Source organism: Streptococcus pluranimalium, from assembly GCF_047785745.1.
GTDB classification, from domain to species: domain Bacteria; phylum Bacillota; class Bacilli; order Lactobacillales; family Streptococcaceae; genus Streptococcus; species Streptococcus pluranimalium_B.
The window spans coordinates 15160-33663 of record NZ_JBLOJT010000009.1; the positions used below are offsets into that span (position 1 = coordinate 15160).

The window sequence follows — 18504 nt, forward strand, 5'->3', positions numbered from 1 at the left end:
TGGGATCAAAGTCCTGCCTCTCTAAGGTTTATTTCAATACGCCAATTTCGGTAAATGGCCAATAGCGGAATTTAACTTCACCAACCAATTGGTCTATCGAAAAAGTTCCTACGGCTCTACTATCTTTTGAAACCAGTCGATCATCCCCTAAAAGGTAATATTGTCCTTCTGGTACTGTTACGGTGAATCGTGTATTACCAGCGGCATCTTGGGTGAAAGCATTGCTGGCTTGTGCTAAGGATTGAAAGTAAGAATTATAAGCATATGTTTTTTGAAGTTTATCTTTTTGGTAACGTTGTTGGTAGTCTGCAAGATAAGTTTCTTTTGTTTCCTTACCGTTAACGAAGAGCTTATCGTTTTTATAGGTGATGGTATCCCCTGGTAATCCAATGACACGCTTAACAATTTGTTTTTTAGCTCCATTTTCAACTTCGTTAGCAACTACCATATCAAAACGATTGATGTCAGCTGTTTTAATAACAATTAATTTTTCCTTGTTTGCTAGAGTTGGATCCATAGAGTGACCATCAACGGTAACGGGAAACCATACTAACCAACGAGTGATGAGAAAGGCTGAGATAAATAGGGTAAACAGTCCCCATTCTTTAAGAAAACGTTTCATGATAAATCCTTTATTTGTTTAGTAATGCTTGTGCTTTTTGGGTATTAGCGAAGTGCAACTTAGCAGTGTAGGCTAGGCTTTCCATTCCGTAAGCAGCTAATAATTGACTAGCCACTTTATCAGATTTGGCAGCTGCCCCACTGGGCAATTGAAAGCCAACTTCTTCACCTAAGGTTTTGAGATTTTCCAAGAACATGGCTCTAGCAATGATGGATGAGACAGCGACAGCTAGGTATTTTCCTTCTGCTTTTTCTTCTAGAGTAATAGCTTGTCTGACTTGATTGGCTTCTTTGGCAACGTATTTTTGATAATTGTTAAGCGATGTAAAGGCATCGATAACGATTTTATCTGCTTGGACTCCTTTTTGAAGAAGTAGATAGATCGCCTGATTGTGTAAGGCTACCTTAACCGAAACGGCGTTGTGTTTTAAGCCTTTTCCAACAACCTGATTGTACTTTTGTGGGGTCAATAGTAAGGCTTGATGAGGGATTTTTTTTTCTAGAAGAGGAGCGATGGCTTGGATTTTTTGGTCGGTCATTTGTTTGGAATCATTAACACCAAGTGATTTTAAAAAAGCATGGTCATCAGGTGTTACCAAGCTTGCCACGACAGCGATACCACCAAAATAAGAGCCGTTTCCTACCTCGTCAGTTCCAATCATAGGGAAGTCTTGTCCGGATTTGAGGGAGGTGCTAGATGAGCTGTCTTTAGAAGAATCTGTATTTAATTCAAGATATTTTGCTAGAGAATTGGCACCTTTACCTTGTATCACTAGTTTGCCTGAAGTATAGGCAAGAAAAGTAGCATCCATATATTTTGCAGAAAAAGTGACATAAGGATTGTTATTGCTAGTTTGGTAGGGGCTTAAGCGTTGAGTGAGATCTTGGATAAGTGTTTTGGATAATTGGAAAACCAAAGTATTCATAGCAATCATTTTACCATATCCCCTATAAAAAAGGGCAAAAGAAAAGAAGATTTTTCAATCTTCTTAAGAGAAATGACTTTAGTCTATATGATTTGTTTGGCTTTTATTTAACCAACCATAAGCAATGCCGATGAACAGTCCTCCGCCTATCCAATTACCAAAAAAGACGGCAGTCCATTGACGCAAAATATTTAGGAGGGTAAATCCTTCGATGTGTTTAACTGGACTAAAGCCAGCTAACATAAAAGAGGCGAAATTTGCGATTAGGTGTTCGTTTATCAAGAAGACAAACATAAAGATAGCTGATATGGCTATAAAAAACTTAGCAGATTCTTCTTTTAATAGCATATAGCCCAGGATAGCGATATTAACAAACATATTAGCAGTAATACCTTCGATAAAGTTCATCCAGTCGGTTTTGGCTAGTTTAATTTGGACAGCGTTGATAACGAAAGATTTATCCGTTAGCAGGCTATAGGAGAAGGATTGATTGAAAAGCCAAGCCAGAAAGATAGCGCCAATCAGATTGAAAAAGGTGCAATAGAGTAAAATGATCGTCGTCTTTTTCCAGGAAATAGCTTTGTAGTAAGAGCCAGTTGTTAGATACATCATATTGGAAGTAGCTAGTTCGCCATTAAAAATTAAAACATAGACTAGACCAATAGCAAAGATAAAGGTAAAAACAAAACGAGCTAGAGCTGGGAATTGACTTGAAATAACGTCCGCTCCAATGATACCGACAGCTGTTGACATGGTTAAAAAGGCTCCTGCAAACAGTGATCGTAGGGCATAGCGTCCCAAACTTTCATCGAAAAGTGCTTGCTTTTTGGCGCAAGCTGCTAAAACTTTTTCTTGAAATAATGACATATAAAATCTCCCTTTGTGATAAAGTGATCATACTTTTAAAGCGAAAAAACAGGAGGGAAAACCTCCCGTTATTTAAATGACTTAATGTTCAGAAGCTCCAGAGACAGCATCCGCTTCAACAGCGCCACTATCATGGCTACCTGCATCAGAAGCGCCAGAAGTGGCGTCGGTAGCAGGGGCTGGATGACCAGCAGGAGCTTTTCCTCCAGCGAGGTGTTGTCCAGTTGCTTCAAGATACCAATCTAACCAAGGCTTAAAGTTAAAGATGATTTCATTAATACCAGCATAGGAACCATCTGGATAGTACATGGCTTGATAATTGTGGGTATTAATGATTTCTGGTGGTGTTCCAGGGACGATTGTACGAACATATTCTTCGTTACCATTACGAAGGCTTCCGACTACCCATTCCACGTTTTTCATACGTGCCGGAGGTAGTGTTCCGTGGACAGTGGCAAGGCGATTACCAACTTGTTCCTTAACTCGTTTACCAAGCATTGTAGAAGCCTCTTGGTGTTGGTTGTTATAGTATAAGAACTGATTGTTATCATCCGCATAGGTTAACTCAAAGGGCATTGCATTAAGGAACATGTTGAGCTGGTTGACGGTTAATAGACCATTATCTAGCTTGACGTAGGTATCTCCTTCAACTGCTTGAACTTTTTCAGCGGCCTTATCTAGCCAATCGGGATCATCAGGATCGATCCCTGTAATGGTTGTAGCAATTGTTTCTGTACAATATAAATCTTCTGGTTCGATGGGTTTTGGTTTTTGTAATTGTTTAACGACGCCGACATACTTAATGAAATTATCTAAACAAGAGCCTAAAAAATCGACGGTACTTGGGTTGATGATGTCTCCTTTGTCGTCAAAAGCTTCTTTAGCTTTACCTAGCAGAAATTCATTTCCAGGCATAGCATAAGCGTTGACTCCAGGTGCTTCAAGGATTTTTCGCAAATGCACTTGGGCGCGCGATGTTCCTTGATCGTAGTAAGAAGCACCGACAATCATGATAGGTTTGTTTTCAAAAGGATGTAAATCGCCAAAAGATAGCCATTCTAAGGTACTTTTCAGAGCTGGTGTAATAGTGTGGTTGTGCTCAGGTGTGGCGATAATAACCCCATCGGCACGTGTGATTTTATTGTAAAGATAACGCAAAGCAAAGTTATCTGATTGGTCCTCGTCTTGGTTGAACATTGGGACATCTTTGATCTCTAAAACTTCGATTTCGCATTTGATCTTGTAATGACGTTGCATGAACTGTAAGAGCATGCGGTTGTATGATTGATCGGCATTTGAACCGACGATTCCAACAAATTTCATAGTTCCTATTTCCTCTCTGATTAACTTAAGCTTTCCCAATCGAAGTTTTCAGCTTCCTGATGTAATAAAGCTTGTGCATTAGATAGCTTACCGGCTATTTTGACAAATAATCTAAAATCGTCAAAAATGGCATCAAGTTTTTGGATAGTTTCAAGATCGAATAGGTTTCCTTCGGCATCAAAAGCTTGTAACGAATGTGATAAGAGAAACTCATCAGGGAGCACATGAGCTTTGAGTTCTGGAGCGTTAAGAATTTGGCGTAGTTGTAATTGAGCACGTGATGATCCTAACGTACCATAGGATGCGCCAGTAATCATGACAGGCTTGTTTAGAAGTGGGAAAATACCGTAAGAAAGCCATGCTAAGGCATTCATAAGTACAGCTGGGATTGAGTGATCATATTCGGGTGTACCGATGATGACACCATCAGCTTCCTCAATCTTGTCTGCTATTGCTAAAACCTCTTCCGGTAGTTTCTTATCAGCAGGTTTGTTAAAGATTGGTAAATCTTTGATTTCAATGAGTTCAATCTGAGCTTTATCGGTAAAATGTTTTTCCATGTATTGCAAAAGCTTACGATTGGTTGATTGTGAGGAATTAGTTCCTACCAGTCCAATAAGTTTCATGGCTATCTCCTTGATCTATTTTCAAAAGCAAAAGTATTCACAAATCTATGGTATCGTTTTCTGAGAAAATTGTCAAATATAGATAGTATTTCTATGGATTAGTCAACAAAAATGCTTGTGTTTTTTATAACAAAAAAAGAAGTGGGTGGTTTCATGTCTAAGGATTTGCTACAATAAGAGGTAAGTGAGGTGCTTATGACAAAAATAGTTTATCTAATATTAGGATTTCTGAGCCTTTTAGTGGGGATTTTGGGAATAATACTTCCTATTGTTCCGACAACGCCTTTGCTGTTATTAGCTGGGTATTGTTTTGCTAGAAGTTCCAAAAGGTTCGAGGAGAAACTGCGTCGGAGTAAACTCTATCAATTCTATGTAGCTGATTATGCTGAAACAAAAACCATTGCCAAAGAGCGCAAGAAGAAAATCATCTGGCAAATCTATCTGCTTATGGGGATATCGATTTATTTAGCGCCATTACTACCAGTGAAGCTATTCCTTTTTGCTTTAACGATCTTTATCACTTACTATTTGTTTAAGGTTATTCCAGATAAGTAAGAGGTGTGAGTTGTAGTGATGCTGAACTATTTTGGTTATGATTATGATGTAAAAAAGTTACTTTTACCTTGTCATGATTTTTAAATCGTTAGGGAGGTTTTATGAATTGGTTGGAGCGTAAAGATGCGTATGATAATCGTTTAACGATTCAAGATAGGGAAATTGTAGCCTATCTCGATCAGAATTTGGATAAGATTCAACAAATGACTAGTCAAGAGTTGGCAGATGCTTGTTTTGTCTCTCGCTCATCAATTTCTCGCTTACTTAAAAAATTGGAAATTACCAATTTTGCAGCTTTGAAATTCTTGTTGCGAGAGGAAATCACGCAACCAAAATTGGCTAGGTCAGATTTTTCAGGCCTTGTGAACAATTACCACCACTACATTGACCAAATTTTTGAAAAGCAGGATTTGAGTTTGTATGTACGACTCTTACAAGAAACGGATGTTTTATATCTTTATGGAACAGGAAATGCCCAAAAAATGGAAGTGGAATCCTTGCGTCACTTGCTAACATCCGTTGGAAAAGAAGTAGTTGTCTTTTTTGATAAGGGAGAATTTGACTATTTAAAGACCTTGTTTAAACCTAATGATTTACTGCTTCTCTTGTCTTACAAGGGTGAGTCCAGCGAAGCTATCTCCATGCTCAAAGATAGCCGAAGTCATGTTCTAAAAACCATGGTGATGACCCAAACATCCAACAATAGTATGGCTAAGCTTTCTGATCACCAACTCTATGTTCCAACCGAATCCATCGTGACGCCGACGACAAGGACTTATGAAGTGAGTACCACTTTTTATTTTATTATCGACCAACTTTTCTATGATTATTGTCAAGCGACGGGGGTGATGTGATGACCTTGCAAGAACGTGTTCAGCAACATGCCAGTCAGTTTTCGACTAATGATTGGTTGATTTTTCAATACCTGGCAGATTATACTGATCCACAGGTGTTGACCATCCAAGGTTTATCCCAAGCCTGCCATGTGTCAACAACAACAATCTTTCGATTCTGCCAAAAACTTGGCTTCTCAGGTTTTGCCGAATTAAAAGCCAGCATGCTCTATGCCAAATCAGGCAAGAAATTTCTGACGAGGGAAGATTTTAAGAAGACTTATCATCAGGTGGTTGATTATATCGATCACTATGATACTACTCGTTTTTTTGCGGCTATCAGGTCATCAGAAAAACTCTTTATTCTAGCACGGTCGGAACTAGAATTGCGTCTAGCTAAAGACATGCAGCGTATTTTCTTTCCATTAGGGAAGTTGATTATCATATTGCCTAGCAATCAGTCGCTCTTGCAACATCTAGATCAGATGGAAGCTTCTGTGCTTATTGTGGTCAAAATTGATTCCTTGGAAGATTTTCCTGTGGTTTTCAAAAATCCGCAAGAGTTAAAGCGTATTTTTATTGCAGTCTTGAGTGATTTCAAGGAAGTTGGGATTTTAGAAGATGAACGCTTTTATATCCCCAACTTGTACGATGATAGTGTTATGCCTATACCGCATATCATCTCCTTTACCTTGGCAGTTGAAATGCTTTATTTGAAATTACAGTTGAATTGACACAGTTTTACAAATTCAGTAAAAGCGTTCCGTAAATGAACCGTTTTCCTAAACCTTCAGAAAGTCTTGTCTGAAGGTTTTTCTTGTATTATGATATTTTTGTAAGCGTAAACAGGAGGAAGATATGTCAGAAAAGAAATGGTGGCAATCGGAGATTGTCTATCAAATTTACCCAAAAAGTTTTCAGGATTCTAATAACGACGGTGTCGGCGATATCCGTGGCATTATCAATCGTCTAGACTATTTAGCAGATTTAGGTGTAACAACGCTCTGGATTTGTCCGATTTTTAAATCACCAATGGCAGATAATGGTTATGATATTTCAGATTACTTCGGTATTCAAGAAGACTTTGGTAACCTCGAAGATGTCAAAGAATTAATTTTACGAGTAAAAGAAAAAAATATCAAAATCCTCTTGGACCTTGTGGTCAACCATACGTCTGATGAACACGCTTGGTTCCAAGAAGCTTTGAGAAATCCAGCAAGTCCTTATCGTGACTACTATATTTTCAAAGAAGGCACTGAGCAACCAAATAACTGGCGTTCTGTCTTCGGTGGCTCAGTTTTGGAAAAACTGCCCAATGAGGACGTTTATTATTACCACAGTTTTCATAAGAAACAGCCCGATCTTAACTGGGAAAATCCTCGCTTAAGAGAAGATATCTATCAGATGATTAACCAGTGGCTTGGACTGGGGATTGCTGGTTTCCGTGTCGATGCCATCACCTTCATCAAAAAGGATTTGAGCTTTAAGAGTATTGAACCGGATGGAGTTGATGGTTTAGCAAAATGTACCAAAGTCAGTCGTAACCAACCTGGTATTGAAGTCTTTCTTCATGAATTAAACGAGCGCTGCTTTGCCAAGTATGATTGTGTAACTGTCGCAGAAGCACCAGGTGTTTCTTATGACCAGTTGGATGACTTTATCGGAGACAATGGTTTCTTCTCAATGATTTTTGATTTCAAACATGCTGATTTGGATGTCAAAAGTGGTAGTGAGTGGTTTGTACCAGTAGATTGGACCTTGTCGGACCTCTATCAGTATTTAGAGGATTCGCAACTAGCCATTCAACAGGTTGGTTGGGGCGCACCGTTTATTGAAAATCATGACCAAAACCGTGCTACTAGCAAATATCTGGGTAAAAATGCTCGCAATCCCGAGGCGGTTAAAGCTTTGGCTATGATGTATTTCTTTTTGCGAGGAACATCTTTTATCTTCCAAGGTCAAGAACTTGGTTTAGTCAATTTTGAACGCCAGAGTATTGCTGATTTTGATGATATTTCATCCATAGACCAGTATTACCGTGGCATGCAAGAAGGCTTGACTCAGAAAGAAGCTTTGTCGGTGATTAACTACCGCAGTCGTGATAATTCACGCGTGCCTATGCCTTGGTCAACAGACGGTTACATGGGATTTTCGTATCACAAGCCTTGGATGGATTTAGCCAACCGTGATGAGCAACTGACGGTCGCTTATCAAGAAGAGGATCCATCAAGTGTCTTACAGTTTTACAAAGACATGATTGCTTTCGCCAAAGGTGATGATCATGAAATCTTGGATTTTGGAGAGATTTCCTTCCCAGAACGCCAAGCTAAAGACGTCTTTCTTTACCGTCGGGAAAATTCGGAAAAGTCCATTTTGTTTGTGATTAATTTAAGTGAGGAGAGCCAGAAAGTCCCTGTTAAACATGGAGCAGGACGTCTGTTGTTCGGCAATCAAGCTGATATTCATATTGGAGAAGATTATATAGAAGTGAGCCCATTTGGGGCTGCCGCTTTGGAGGAATTAAAATGACAAATAAATACAATGCTATCGCAAGAGCGATTGTTGAAGAAGTAGGGGCAGATAACATTATCTCAGCAACCCACTGCGCTACCCGTCTACGTCTGGTTGTTAAAGACCATGAAAGTATTGATACGAAAGCTGTTGAAGCCATTGACGAAGTAAAAGGAACCTTCTACAACAGTGGGCAATATCAAATCATTCTGGGTCCTGGTACGGTTAATAAAGTATTTGAAGAAGTAGAAACTTTGAATGTCTCTACTAAATCAAAGGCTGAACAAGATGCCTATGTCAAATCACAGGAAAAAGGTATCAAAGCCTTGATGAGAACCTTGGGTGATATCTTTGTACCAATCGTTCCTGTTATCGCAGCAACGGGTCTTTTCTTAGGGGTTAAAGGAGTTGTCTTTAATGATAACATCCTTGGCTTAATGGGACTTTCAACTGAAATCTTCCCGCCATACCTTAACCAGTTGGTCAGCGTCTTGACGGACACTGCATTTGGCTTCTTGCCAGCCTTGATTACCATGTCAGCCTTCCGCGTTTTTGGCGGCACACCGATGATTGGCTTGGTCCTTGGTTTGATGTTGGTATCTCCTATTTTGCCTAATGCCTATGCCGTTGCTTCTGGAGATGCAAAAGCGATTATGGTTGGAGGTGTTCTACCTGTCATGGGAGCACAAGGGTCAGTTGTGACAGCTATTTTGACAGGTTTCCTTGGTGCTAAATTGGAACGTAAATTGCGCAAAGTCATGCCAAATTCACTGGATTTGATTTTGACACCTTTCATTACGATGTTGGTGATGATTGTCGTTGCCTTGATGGGATTCGCTCCAATTGTTCACTGGTTGGAAACAGGCTTAATTGCTCTTACTGAAGCTCTTATGAATCTTCCTTTTGGTATCGGTGGTTTCTTTGTTGGTGCAACCTATCCTTTAGCGGTTATCACAGGACTTCATCACATGTACGTGGTTATTGAAACCTCACTCCTTGCTAATACTGGGTTTAATCAATTGATCACCCTATGTGCTATGTATGGTTTTGCTAATCTGGGTGCTTGTTTGGCTTTCTACACCTCAGCTAAGAGTGCTAAAGTGAAACAAACGGTTATGGGAGCTTTCATGTCACAATTGTTTGGTGTCAGCGAACCTGTTCTCTTTGGACTTCACTTACGCTATAACTTGAAGCCACTTTACATGATGTTGATGTCATCTGGATTTGGAGCGGCTCTCCTATCTCTTTTCCATATTCAATCAAACTCATATGGTCTTGCGGTATTGCCATCATATCTCATGTACATCTACAGTGGCCATCAACTCTTGGTTTACTTTGTTGTATCATTGATTAGCATGGTGCTTTGCTTCTTCTTAACAAAGACATTTGCCATTCCAGAAGAAATTAAAGTGGAAGATTAAATTCGGTTATCCATTTGTAGCTCAGTTAGCTTATTAACTGGGCTTTTTTTTGCTTTTGTTTTTTGAATATTTTATAATGAAGAATGAATTTTTAAAGATAAGGAAGAGAAAATGACTAAAGTACGTGGATTTGAATTGATTACAGCCTTTGAGGGGCAAGAAGACCTACTCCCACAGCGTGAGACAGCTCATGCAGCAGGTTATGATTTGAAAGTTGCAGAAGCAATTGATATTGCACCAGGTGAGATTACGTTGGTACCAACAGGCGTTAAAGCCTATATGCAAGATGGTGAAGTGCTTTATTTGTATGATCGCTCGTCTAATCCTCGTAAAAAAGGGCTTATTTTAATTAATTCTGTTGGTGTGATTGATGGAGACTACTATAATAATCCCAACAATGAGGGACATATTTTTGCCCAAATGCAAAATATTTCAGATCAAATGGTGTATTTAGACAAGGGAGACCGCATTGTTCAAGGCGTTTTTGCACCATTCTTAGTAGCTGATGGTGACGATGCAGAAGGTGTGCGTACAGGTGGCTTCGGAAGTACAGGAAAATAGGCAAGGAGGCTTATTATCGCTAAGAAAAAATCGAGTTTTGTCTGTCAAGAGTGCGGTTATAACTCACCAAAATACTTAGGACGTTGTCCCAACTGTTCGGCTTGGTCTTCCTTTATCGAAGAAGTAGAGGTACAAGAAGTTAAAAATGCTAGGGTCAGCCTAACAGGTGAAAAAACACGTCCAACCAAGTTGAAAGATGTAGATTCTATTAACTATGCCCGTACTAAAACTGACATGGACGAATTTAACCGAGTGTTAGGTGGGGGTGTTGTTCCAGGCAGTCTTGTCTTGATCGGTGGTGATCCCGGCATTGGGAAGTCAACGCTACTCCTCCAAGTATCAACACAACTTGCCAATCGTGGAACAGTGCTCTATGTTTCTGGGGAAGAATCAGCAGAGCAGATAAAGCTACGCAGTGAGCGTCTAGGTGATATTGATAATGAGTTTTACCTTTATGCCGAGACCAACATGCAGAATATCCGAGCGGAGATTGAAAAAATCAAGCCAGATTTTTTCATTATTGACTCTATCCAAACCATCATGAGTCCTGAGGTTTCAAGTGTGCAAGGTTCGGTATCTCAAGTCCGTGAAGTGACTGCAGAGCTGATGAATTTAGCCAAAACCAACAATATTGCCACCTTTATCGTTGGTCATGTGACTAAGGAAGGGACTTTGGCTGGACCTCGTATGCTGGAGCACATGGTGGATACGGTGCTTTATTTTGAAGGGGAACGCCATCATACCTTTCGTATCCTTCGTGCCGTTAAAAACCGTTTTGGTTCAACCAATGAAATTGGGATTTTCGAGATGCAGTCGGGTGGTTTGGTTCAAGTTTTAAATCCTAGCCAAGTCTTTCTAGAAGAGCGTTTAGATGGAGCGACAGGATCAGCTATTGTCGTTACCATGGAAGGTTCTCGCCCTATTTTGGCGGAGGTTCAAGCTCTTGTGACGCCAACTGTTTTTGGAAATGCTAAACGTACGACTACAGGGCTAGACTTTAATCGGGTCAGCTTGATTATGGCGGTTCTTGAAAAACGATGTGGTTTGCTGCTACAGAATCAGGATGCCTACCTCAAGTCAGCGGGTGGCGTAAAACTGGATGAGCCAGCAATAGACCTTGCTGTCGCGGTAGCCATTGCTTCAAGTTACAAAGAAAAACCAACCAACCCACAAGAATCCTTTATCGGCGAAATTGGCTTAACAGGTGAAATTCGTCGCGTAACCCGCATCGAACAACGTATCAATGAAGCTGCCAAGTTGGGCTTCACCAAAATCTACGCCCCTAAAAATTCCCTCCAAGGCATTGATATTCCGAATAATATCCAAGTTATTGGCGTTTCAACCGTTGGAGAAGTCTTGAAAAAAGTGTTTGCTTAAGAGTATCTACTAAAATAGCACCTGCTTATATTTAGTAGGTGCTTTTTCAGATTATAAAATATTATTGACAGTAACATTCAATAGCTTTGTTTACAAACAGTGCAGTCCCCTCTCCTGCAAACGCATCGATGTTTTGCGTAAACTCACTGTCATTTATATACATTTTACCAAGGCTGAGCAGGATGTCATTTGAACAATGATAGAAATGAATTGTAATAAAATCTTGTAGTTTTTTGACTAAAGTTTGCGCTTCTTTTGAGTCGTAATTATTTGTTTTGATTTTTCCAAACTCTGCAAAAATCATCATTAACTGTTGATTGACAATATTGGTGTCGTTGATACTTCGATTCTCTTGCTTCTCGGTAAATTCATTGAATTCGTCTGTCTGACCCCAAAATGCCTTAGCTTTTTGGGTGTATTCATCTATTTGTTTTGTATTGAATGCTGTAAAGTCCATATTGTTTATCTCCATTTCTTTAATACTTTCTGCGAAGGTAATTAGTGTTTCTAGGTGCTCTTTCTTCAAGGTTAATAACTTAATTTGTTGTTCCAAGGCTTTCTGTTTATCAAAATGCTGTTTATTAATGATTTCCTTGATAATTTTTAAGGGAAATTCTAATTCTCTAAACAATAAAATGTGTTGTAACTTTTCTAAGTCCTTATCGCTATACAATCTATATCCAGCACTGGAGTAACTTGTTGGATTTAGGAGACTAATTTTATCATAATATTGCAACGTTCTAACACTAATACCTGCCATTTTACTAACTTCTTTTATGGTTTTCATATCTTTTCCTCCTCTCACTATTGCAATGATAAACTATGACGTAAGGTAGTAGTCAAGTGTTTTTTAAAAAAAATAACTAAAAAATCCTGCTCTTAAAAAAGCAGGATTTTTAGAAGTAGGAAGAGTTATGAATTATAACCAAACAGGATGAGAAAAAGCGATGTATAAATAAGTAAAACTAAAATAAGAATAAAAATGAGCAGTAATAAGAGTTTGAGTGGTCTAGAAATATCTAGTTTAGCGTGGTTTCTAATCAGTATTAATCCTGTGACGAGATAGATAAGAAATCCTACAATTACTAGTAATCGAAACATATAGCTTTCCCCCTGTTTTTGATCATTCTACCTTTAGTATTAGTATAACATTTATGGGCACGTCTAAAAACTTCAAGTAGTTATTAAGTAAGCCCTATTTGTAAGCATTATTTCCAGTAAGCTTCGCTTTCGAAGCTTACTTCTGGCTTATTTTCCTATGGGCGCACTAAGCCCATAATGGCATCCAAACGTTCTAAGGGATTACCTTTCTCTGATAGTTTTGACAAGATTTTTTCATCGTCTGTGAATAAATACATGACAGCTCTCCTCATTACTTTTGATTCTATTATCTCATTTTGGGGCAATTTAGGGGGTTTTTAGAGGTACCCTTATGAATAGATTAGATGGTTATATTAGTGTTACTTGACTGCTTATTTCTTTCTATCCATGCTATAATGGTTTTATGAAAGAAAAACATAGAGAACAAGAACATAATGATATGGTTTACGGTGTCCATGCGGTCACTGAAAGCCTAGAAGCTAATACTGGTAATAAACTTTATATCCAAGATGACCTCAAAGGGAAAAATGTCGATAAAATCAAGGCTCTTGCAGCGGAGAAAAAAGTCTCTATCTCTTGGACACCCAAGAGAAGCTTGTCTGAGATGACAGATGGCGCTGTGCACCAAGGATTTGTCCTTCGGGTATCAGAGTTTGCTTACGCTGAGCTGGATGATATTCTCAAAAAAGCAGAAAGCGAAGAGAATCCTTTGATTTTGATTTTGGATGGCTTGACGGATCCTCATAACTTTGGTTCTATCTTACGAACAGCTGACGCGACCAAAGTGGCAGGGGTTATTATTCCTAAACACAGGGCTGTCGGTGTCACGCCAGTCGTTGCTAAAACCTCTACTGGTGCGGTTCAACATGTACCGATTGCTCGTGTGACTAATCTCAGTCAAACCCTTGATAAGCTCAAGGAAGCTGGTTTCTGGACATTTGGAACGGATATGAATGGTACCCCATCCCACAAATGGAATACCAGTGGTAAACTTGCCTTGATTATCGGAAATGAAGGTAAAGGGATTTCCCAAAATATCAAAAAACAAGTGGACGAAATGATCACCATCCCTATGGATGGCCATGTGCAAAGTCTGAATGCCAGTGTGGCGGCAGCAGTGCTCATGTACGAGGTTTTCCGAAACAAGATTTAAGCGAGAAAAGGAGAAAGAGATGGTTAAAAAACGTATTCTCCTCGTTGATGGCTATAACATGATTGCCTTTTGGCAGGAGACACGACAGCTCTTTAAGAAAAATCAGTTAGACGATGCTCGCAATGTGCTTTTACGAAAGCTTAATAACTACGCTAACTTTGAACATCTGGATATTATTTGTGTCTTTGATGCGCAGTTTGTGCCGGGTAGTCGTCAGCGTTATGATCAGTATCGGGTTGAGGTCATTTTCACAGAAGAGGATGAGACGGCTGATAGCTATATTGAACGGTTGGCAGCTGAGCTTAACAACCCCATCAATCTGGTAGAAGTCGCAACTAGCGACCTTAATGAGCAATGGACTGTCTTTTCTCAAGGGGCACTTCGCATACCGGCACGTGAGTTAGAAGAGAGGGTTAATACGGTAAAATCCGATTTGGACAAGATGTCGCAAAACATTGATATGAAGACCCCAAAGTTGAGACCGTGGGATGAACAGCAACTGTCTCAATTGCAGCATCTCTTGGATGAATTATAAGTGGATATATCATAATTTGTTAAGAAAATTTTTGAAGAAATCACTCCTTGAGTGTTTTTTTTGTTATAATACTAAAAAACTTTGAAAATAATACTCAATGAAAATCTAAATCTGAAACCATTTAAGTACAAGGTGTAAATCTGGACGATTTACTAGGATAAGGAGACTCGAACCATAATTCTATATTCAGATTTTGAATTAAAATCAGTATAAAACTATTTGAAAAGAGACTGCAATGACTTTTAAACTTATAACTGATTCTACAGCGGATCTTGATGACATTTGGGCTAAAAACAAGGATGTAACAGTTTTAGGGTTGACCATTACCCTTGATGGAAAAACTTATGAAACGGTTGGAGAAAATCGCATAACCTCAGAAGTTTTGCTGAATGCTATGAAAGATGGCGGGAAGCCGACAACTAGTCAGGTCAACGTCGGTACTTTCGAAGCTTATTTTAAACAAGAAGTAAAAGCAGGCAATGACATCTTATATATGGCTTTTTCATCTGTTTTGTCGGGGACTTATCAATCTGCTGTCATGGCGCGTGACATGATTTTAGAAGAATATCCCGAAGCTCGTATCGAAATTGTCGATACCTTGGCAGCAGCAGGTGGTGAAGGGTTCTTAGTCATGTTAGCAGCTGAAAAACGTGATCAAGGATTATCTTTAGAACAAGTTGTTTCTGAAATGAAGTCTATTGCTCCACGTCTGTACAGTCACTTTCTAGTGGATGATCTCTATCATTTGATGCGAGGCGGTCGTCTTTCTAAAAGTTCCGCAATCGTCGGTAGCTTGGTTAATATCAAGCCCCTTTTGTGGATTGATGGACAAGGGAAACTAGCTCCTTTAATCAAGGTTAGGGGTCGTAAAAAAGGTATTCGAGAGATGATTGGCAGATCGGTCCAAGATTTAGATTTGGGGACAGTTGTGGTTGCCCATGCCAATGATCCAGAAGCCGCTCAAGAAATTGAGGAGAAGTTGTTGGAAAAAGACGGTGTGGAATGTGTTCTCCAACTTCCTTTGGGACCTGTTATAGCAGCCCATGTTGGACCTGGGACCCTGGCTCTATTTTCAGTAGGAAAGAGAGAGCGATGAACTTGAAATAAAAAGAAAAAACACTTGACTTAAGTCAGTGTTTTTTGATATGATATTAAACGGTATTGTTTACCCCATTTGAAAGGCCCCGGAACCTTCCAAATACCTTTGCGTGGGACGGAACACCCACCAACACTTGTAAACAAATATTACGAATTCGTATAGGAGAAATCATGAACAAAACAACTTTCATGGCTAAACCAGGCCAAGTTGAACGCAAATGGTACGTTGTTGACGCAACAGATGTGCCACTTGGACGTCTTTCTGCAGTAGTTGCTAGCGTACTTCGCGGAAAAAACAAACCAACTTTCACACCACACACTGATACAGGTGATTTTGTGATTGTTATCAATGCTGAAAAAGTTAAATTAACTGGTAAAAAAGCAACTGATAAAATCTACTACACTCACTCAATGTATCCAGGTGGTTTGAAACAAATCTCTGCTGGTGAACTTCGTTCTAAAAACGCTGTGCGTTTGATCGAAAAATCAGTTAAAGGTATGCTTCCACACAATACTCTTGGACGCGCACAAGGTATGAAATTGAAAGTCTTCACAGGCGCTGAGCACACACACGCTGCTCAACAACCAGAAGTACTTGATATCTCAGGACTTATCTAATTCTAAGAGGAAAGGAGCAACATAAACATGGCACAAGCACAATATGCAGGTACTGGTCGTCGTAAAAACGCGGTTGCACGCGTTCGTTTGGTACCAGGTACTGGTAAAATCACAGTTAATCAAAAAGATGTAGAAGAATACATCCCACACGCAGACCTACGTCTTGTTATCAACCAACCATTCGCAGTGACTTCAACTGAAGGTTCATACGACGTTTTCGTTAACGTTAATGGTGGTGGATACGGTGGTCAATCAGGTGCGATCCGTCACGGTATTGCACGTGCGCTTCTTCAAGTAGACCCAGACTTCCGCGATTCATTGAAACGCGCTGGACTTCTTACACGTGACGCACGTATGGTTGAACGTAAAAAACCAGGTCTTAAGAAAGCTCGTAAAGCAAGTCAGTTCTCAAAACGTTAAGAACCGCTTTACATCAGCGTTCACAAGCATTTTGCAAGTCTCTTGCAAAGTGCTTTTTTTGTGGAAAAGTGGGCTTGGTAATCTTTTTGGTAATCTCTTAAGACCTGGTTAAATTTTAGTGGAAAAAGAAAGCTAAGGTTATTTAGCTTTATCGAGGTATTCTGCGAATTTTGTAATGGATTGTTTTTCACCAGCTTTTGTGGCATGGCTATAAGTTTCTAAAGTCATCTGGCTGATTGCATGGCCTAAGCGTTTAGCAGTATTGACTGGGTCAATTCCCATTTCAATCATCAAGGTTGCGTGAGTGTGTCTAAACTCATGTAGGCTGATTTTCTTGAGATTTTGTTGACGAATGGTTCGCTTGAGAATGTTGTTGATGTAGTCAGCGTGTAAGGGTTCTATCTCACCATCTCGGTTGCAGTATGTCAACATAAATTCTTTGTCGAGAGAAAGAGGCTGTACTGATAATTGCCACTTTTCTCTGCTAGTTTCCTGTTTCCATTTGTTGAGGATAGAACAGGTTTCATCATCAAGGTATATAGAGCGTATGCTAGATAATTGTTCTAGAGAGACAGAAGATCAGTCAACAACTTATCTCAAACCAGAGTATTATTCCCCTTTGCAAGTGATTGCGGATAGATATAACGATTGTTAGCATTAATGGCTAATGAAAAAGAGTCAAACTTTTCCGCTTTTGCCAGAAAGAAATTATTTAACCAAGAGATTGAATCATGGACGATTAATTTTCCAGAGTATGAGCAACTGACAGAGCGATTCATTCAGATTGGCAGATCAATTAATGGGATTGCCAAGTTGTCAACTCAGGTTGGATATATTTCACAACAGAATTTTATAGAACTTGGTCAGTTGATAACTCAATTATTGGATGAATTGGAAAAGGGACTCTCAGTTAACCTGAAAAAGAAGTCTACTAAACATTAAATAAGTAAATGAAACCGCAGGAATTTATCTGCGGTTTTCTTATGTCCTTCTAAAAAATGATTGTCTGACAATGTCAGCCACCGTGTCTGGCACGGGGAATTTAGAATTGATACAAAAACATAATTTTAGGTCTTTGCGAGCTCAGATAGTGTATACACACTATCGCAATAAATAAAACATCAGGAACGGTCGAACTGACACTTTTCCTGATATTTTTAATATCTGGGGAGAATCCCCAGACCCTTTGAGAAATAGTTCGAGATAAAGTTAGAAAATGGTATAATAAGAAAAGAAGATAAACGGTTTCAAGGAGTAGGTTTTGGAAGAGAACTTAATCAAATCAAAACAACGTGTGCAAAAGCATGGTGAAGTCTTTACGCCATCTTGGATGGTTCAAAAAATGTTAGACACGCCAGGTGTTAAAGAGGCTTGCGAAAATATATCCGCAACACTTTTAGAACCTTCTGCGGGAGATGGGAATTTTTTACAAGCTATTTTAGAGAGAAAGTTAGCCACTGTGGTGGAACAGTATGACGAACGCAACTGGAAGACGAAATCTTTAATAGCTCTTTCTTCCATTTACGGTATTGAATTTCTAGAAGATAATTTAGAAGTCGCACGCTCACGAATGTTTCTGTATTATTTAGATTGGTATGAGCGAACTTTTGGTGTCAAACTGACTAGTAAGAGTGATATTTATAAATCTGCTCACTATCTTATCCATAAAAATATTGTTAGAGGAAATACCTTGACTCAGCAACATCCTGTTACAGGAGAACCTATTTGGTTTAATGAATGGCAGCTTGTCAAAGATCATCCTAGTTTGGTAAGGAAAATTCCTTTTGCATTATCAGAGCTTTTAGGTAAAGATGTTGAAGATGATCGGACTATTGTGGAAGGACAATTGAGTTTTTTTGATATAGATGATGAATTTAAATTAGAGGATGATATTGTTGGAAATGCAGTAGTTGTAGAAGAAATAAACATTCAAAAAGTGTATTTACTAGGAGATTAGG

General features: G+C 39.2%; 19 protein-coding genes and 2 pseudogenes. 14 read left to right on the forward strand and 7 right to left on the reverse strand.

Features of this window, described 5'->3' with window-relative positions:
- Window positions 1-28: 28 nt before the first annotated feature.
- The 5 genes from lepB to ACMZ6U_RS02575 form a co-directional block, all read right to left on the reverse strand.
- Window positions 29-622 (reverse strand): signal peptidase I, encoded by a 594-nt coding sequence (gene lepB, locus ACMZ6U_RS02555; RefSeq protein ID WP_416106080.1) that lies wholly within the window; start codon window positions 620-622, stop codon window positions 29-31.
- A 10-nt stretch (window positions 623-632) separates the two neighbouring features.
- Window positions 633-1547: a ribonuclease HIII gene (gene rnhC / locus ACMZ6U_RS02560; RefSeq protein ID WP_416106098.1), complete on the reverse strand. Its 915-nt coding sequence runs from the start codon at window positions 1545-1547 to the stop codon at window positions 633-635.
- A gap of 78 nt (window positions 1548-1625) precedes the next feature.
- The gene (locus ACMZ6U_RS02565) at window positions 1626-2414 is read right to left on the reverse strand and encodes a formate/nitrite transporter family protein (protein ID WP_416106081.1); all 789 of its coding nucleotides are present in this window, start codon (window positions 2412-2414) and stop codon (window positions 1626-1628) included.
- Between the two features lie 81 nt (window positions 2415-2495).
- The gene (locus ACMZ6U_RS02570) at window positions 2496-3737 is read right to left on the reverse strand and encodes an NAD(P)H-dependent oxidoreductase (RefSeq protein ID WP_416106082.1); all 1242 of its coding nucleotides are present in this window, start codon (window positions 3735-3737) and stop codon (window positions 2496-2498) included.
- 20 nt (window positions 3738-3757) lie between these two features.
- Window positions 3758-4363 (reverse strand): NADPH-dependent FMN reductase, encoded by a 606-nt coding sequence (locus ACMZ6U_RS02575; protein WP_416106083.1) that lies wholly within the window; start codon window positions 4361-4363, stop codon window positions 3758-3760.
- Window positions 4364-4558: 195 nt separating this feature from the next.
- Between ACMZ6U_RS02575 and ACMZ6U_RS02580 the strand changes: the two genes are divergently transcribed.
- The 7 genes from ACMZ6U_RS02580 (at window position 4559) to radA (ending at window position 11621) form a co-directional block, all read left to right on the forward strand.
- Window positions 4559-4918 carry a YbaN family protein gene (locus ACMZ6U_RS02580; RefSeq protein ID WP_416106084.1) on the forward strand — a complete coding sequence of 120 codons (360 nt, stop codon included), beginning with the start codon at window positions 4559-4561 and terminating at the stop codon, window positions 4916-4918.
- Between the two features lie 101 nt (window positions 4919-5019).
- Window positions 5020-5772: a MurR/RpiR family transcriptional regulator gene (locus tag ACMZ6U_RS02585; RefSeq protein WP_416106085.1), complete on the forward strand. Its 753-nt coding sequence runs from the start codon at window positions 5020-5022 to the stop codon at window positions 5770-5772.
- Window positions 5772-6485, forward strand: a complete 714-nt coding sequence (locus ACMZ6U_RS02590) for a MurR/RpiR family transcriptional regulator (protein WP_416106086.1) — start codon at window positions 5772-5774, stop codon at window positions 6483-6485. Before ACMZ6U_RS02585 ends, ACMZ6U_RS02590 begins: the two co-directional genes overlap by 1 nt.
- Window positions 6486-6609: 124 nt before the next feature.
- Window positions 6610-8280 carry an alpha-glucosidase gene (locus tag ACMZ6U_RS02595; protein WP_416106087.1) on the forward strand — a complete coding sequence of 557 codons (1671 nt, stop codon included), beginning with the start codon at window positions 6610-6612 and terminating at the stop codon, window positions 8278-8280.
- The gene (locus ACMZ6U_RS02600) at window positions 8277-9683 is read left to right on the forward strand and encodes a PTS transporter subunit EIIC (RefSeq protein WP_416106088.1); all 1407 of its coding nucleotides are present in this window, start codon (window positions 8277-8279) and stop codon (window positions 9681-9683) included. Before ACMZ6U_RS02595 ends, ACMZ6U_RS02600 begins: the two co-directional genes overlap by 4 nt.
- 111 nt (window positions 9684-9794) lie before the next feature.
- Window positions 9795-10244 (forward strand): dUTP diphosphatase, encoded by a 450-nt coding sequence (locus ACMZ6U_RS02605; protein ID WP_416106089.1) that lies wholly within the window; start codon window positions 9795-9797, stop codon window positions 10242-10244.
- A 15-nt stretch (window positions 10245-10259) separates the two neighbouring features.
- Entirely contained in the window at window positions 10260-11621 is a 1362-nt protein-coding gene (radA, locus tag ACMZ6U_RS02610) for a DNA repair protein RadA (protein ID WP_416106099.1), read from the forward strand.
- A gap of 61 nt (window positions 11622-11682) precedes the next feature.
- Here the strand turns inward: radA and ACMZ6U_RS02615 are convergent, their stop codons facing one another.
- The gene (locus ACMZ6U_RS02615) at window positions 11683-12408 is read right to left on the reverse strand and encodes a MerR family transcriptional regulator (protein WP_416106090.1); all 726 of its coding nucleotides are present in this window, start codon (window positions 12406-12408) and stop codon (window positions 11683-11685) included.
- Between the two features lie 717 nt (window positions 12409-13125).
- On the opposite strand from ACMZ6U_RS02615, the gene rlmB reads away from it, so the two are divergent.
- The 5 genes from rlmB (at window position 13126) to rpsI (ending at window position 16546) form a co-directional block, all read left to right on the forward strand.
- Window positions 13126-13875, forward strand: a complete 750-nt coding sequence (gene rlmB / locus ACMZ6U_RS02620; RefSeq protein ID WP_416106091.1) for a 23S rRNA (guanosine(2251)-2'-O)-methyltransferase RlmB — start codon at window positions 13126-13128, stop codon at window positions 13873-13875.
- Window positions 13876-13894: 19 nt separating this feature from the next.
- Window positions 13895-14410, forward strand: coding sequence for an NYN domain-containing protein (locus ACMZ6U_RS02625; protein WP_416106092.1), 516 nt, complete (start codon window positions 13895-13897; stop codon window positions 14408-14410).
- 235 nt (window positions 14411-14645) lie between these two features.
- On the forward strand, window positions 14646-15506 hold the full coding sequence (locus ACMZ6U_RS02630; protein WP_416106093.1) for a DegV family protein: 861 nt from the start codon (window positions 14646-14648) through the stop codon (window positions 15504-15506).
- 173 nt (window positions 15507-15679) lie between these two features.
- Complete coding sequence (gene rplM, locus ACMZ6U_RS02635; protein WP_018380541.1) at window positions 15680-16126, forward strand: 50S ribosomal protein L13; 447 nt, start codon at window positions 15680-15682, stop codon at window positions 16124-16126.
- Window positions 16127-16153: 27 nt separating this feature from the next.
- Window positions 16154-16546, forward strand: a complete 393-nt coding sequence (rpsI, locus tag ACMZ6U_RS02640) for a 30S ribosomal protein S9 (RefSeq protein WP_017769585.1) — start codon at window positions 16154-16156, stop codon at window positions 16544-16546.
- 138 nt (window positions 16547-16684) lie between these two features.
- Here rpsI and ACMZ6U_RS02645 read toward each other — a convergent pair.
- Window positions 16685-17098: pseudogene (locus ACMZ6U_RS02645) on the reverse strand (tyrosine-type recombinase/integrase); the annotation flags it as partial.
- A gap of 93 nt (window positions 17099-17191) precedes the next feature.
- Between ACMZ6U_RS02645 and ACMZ6U_RS02650 the strand changes: the two are divergent.
- Window positions 17192-17488: pseudogene (locus ACMZ6U_RS02650) on the forward strand (transposase); the annotation flags it as partial.
- 319 nt (window positions 17489-17807) lie between these two features.
- Window positions 17808-18503 (forward strand): methylase, encoded by a 696-nt coding sequence (locus ACMZ6U_RS02655; protein ID WP_416106094.1) that lies wholly within the window; start codon window positions 17808-17810, stop codon window positions 18501-18503.
- Window position 18504 lies beyond the last annotated feature (1 nt).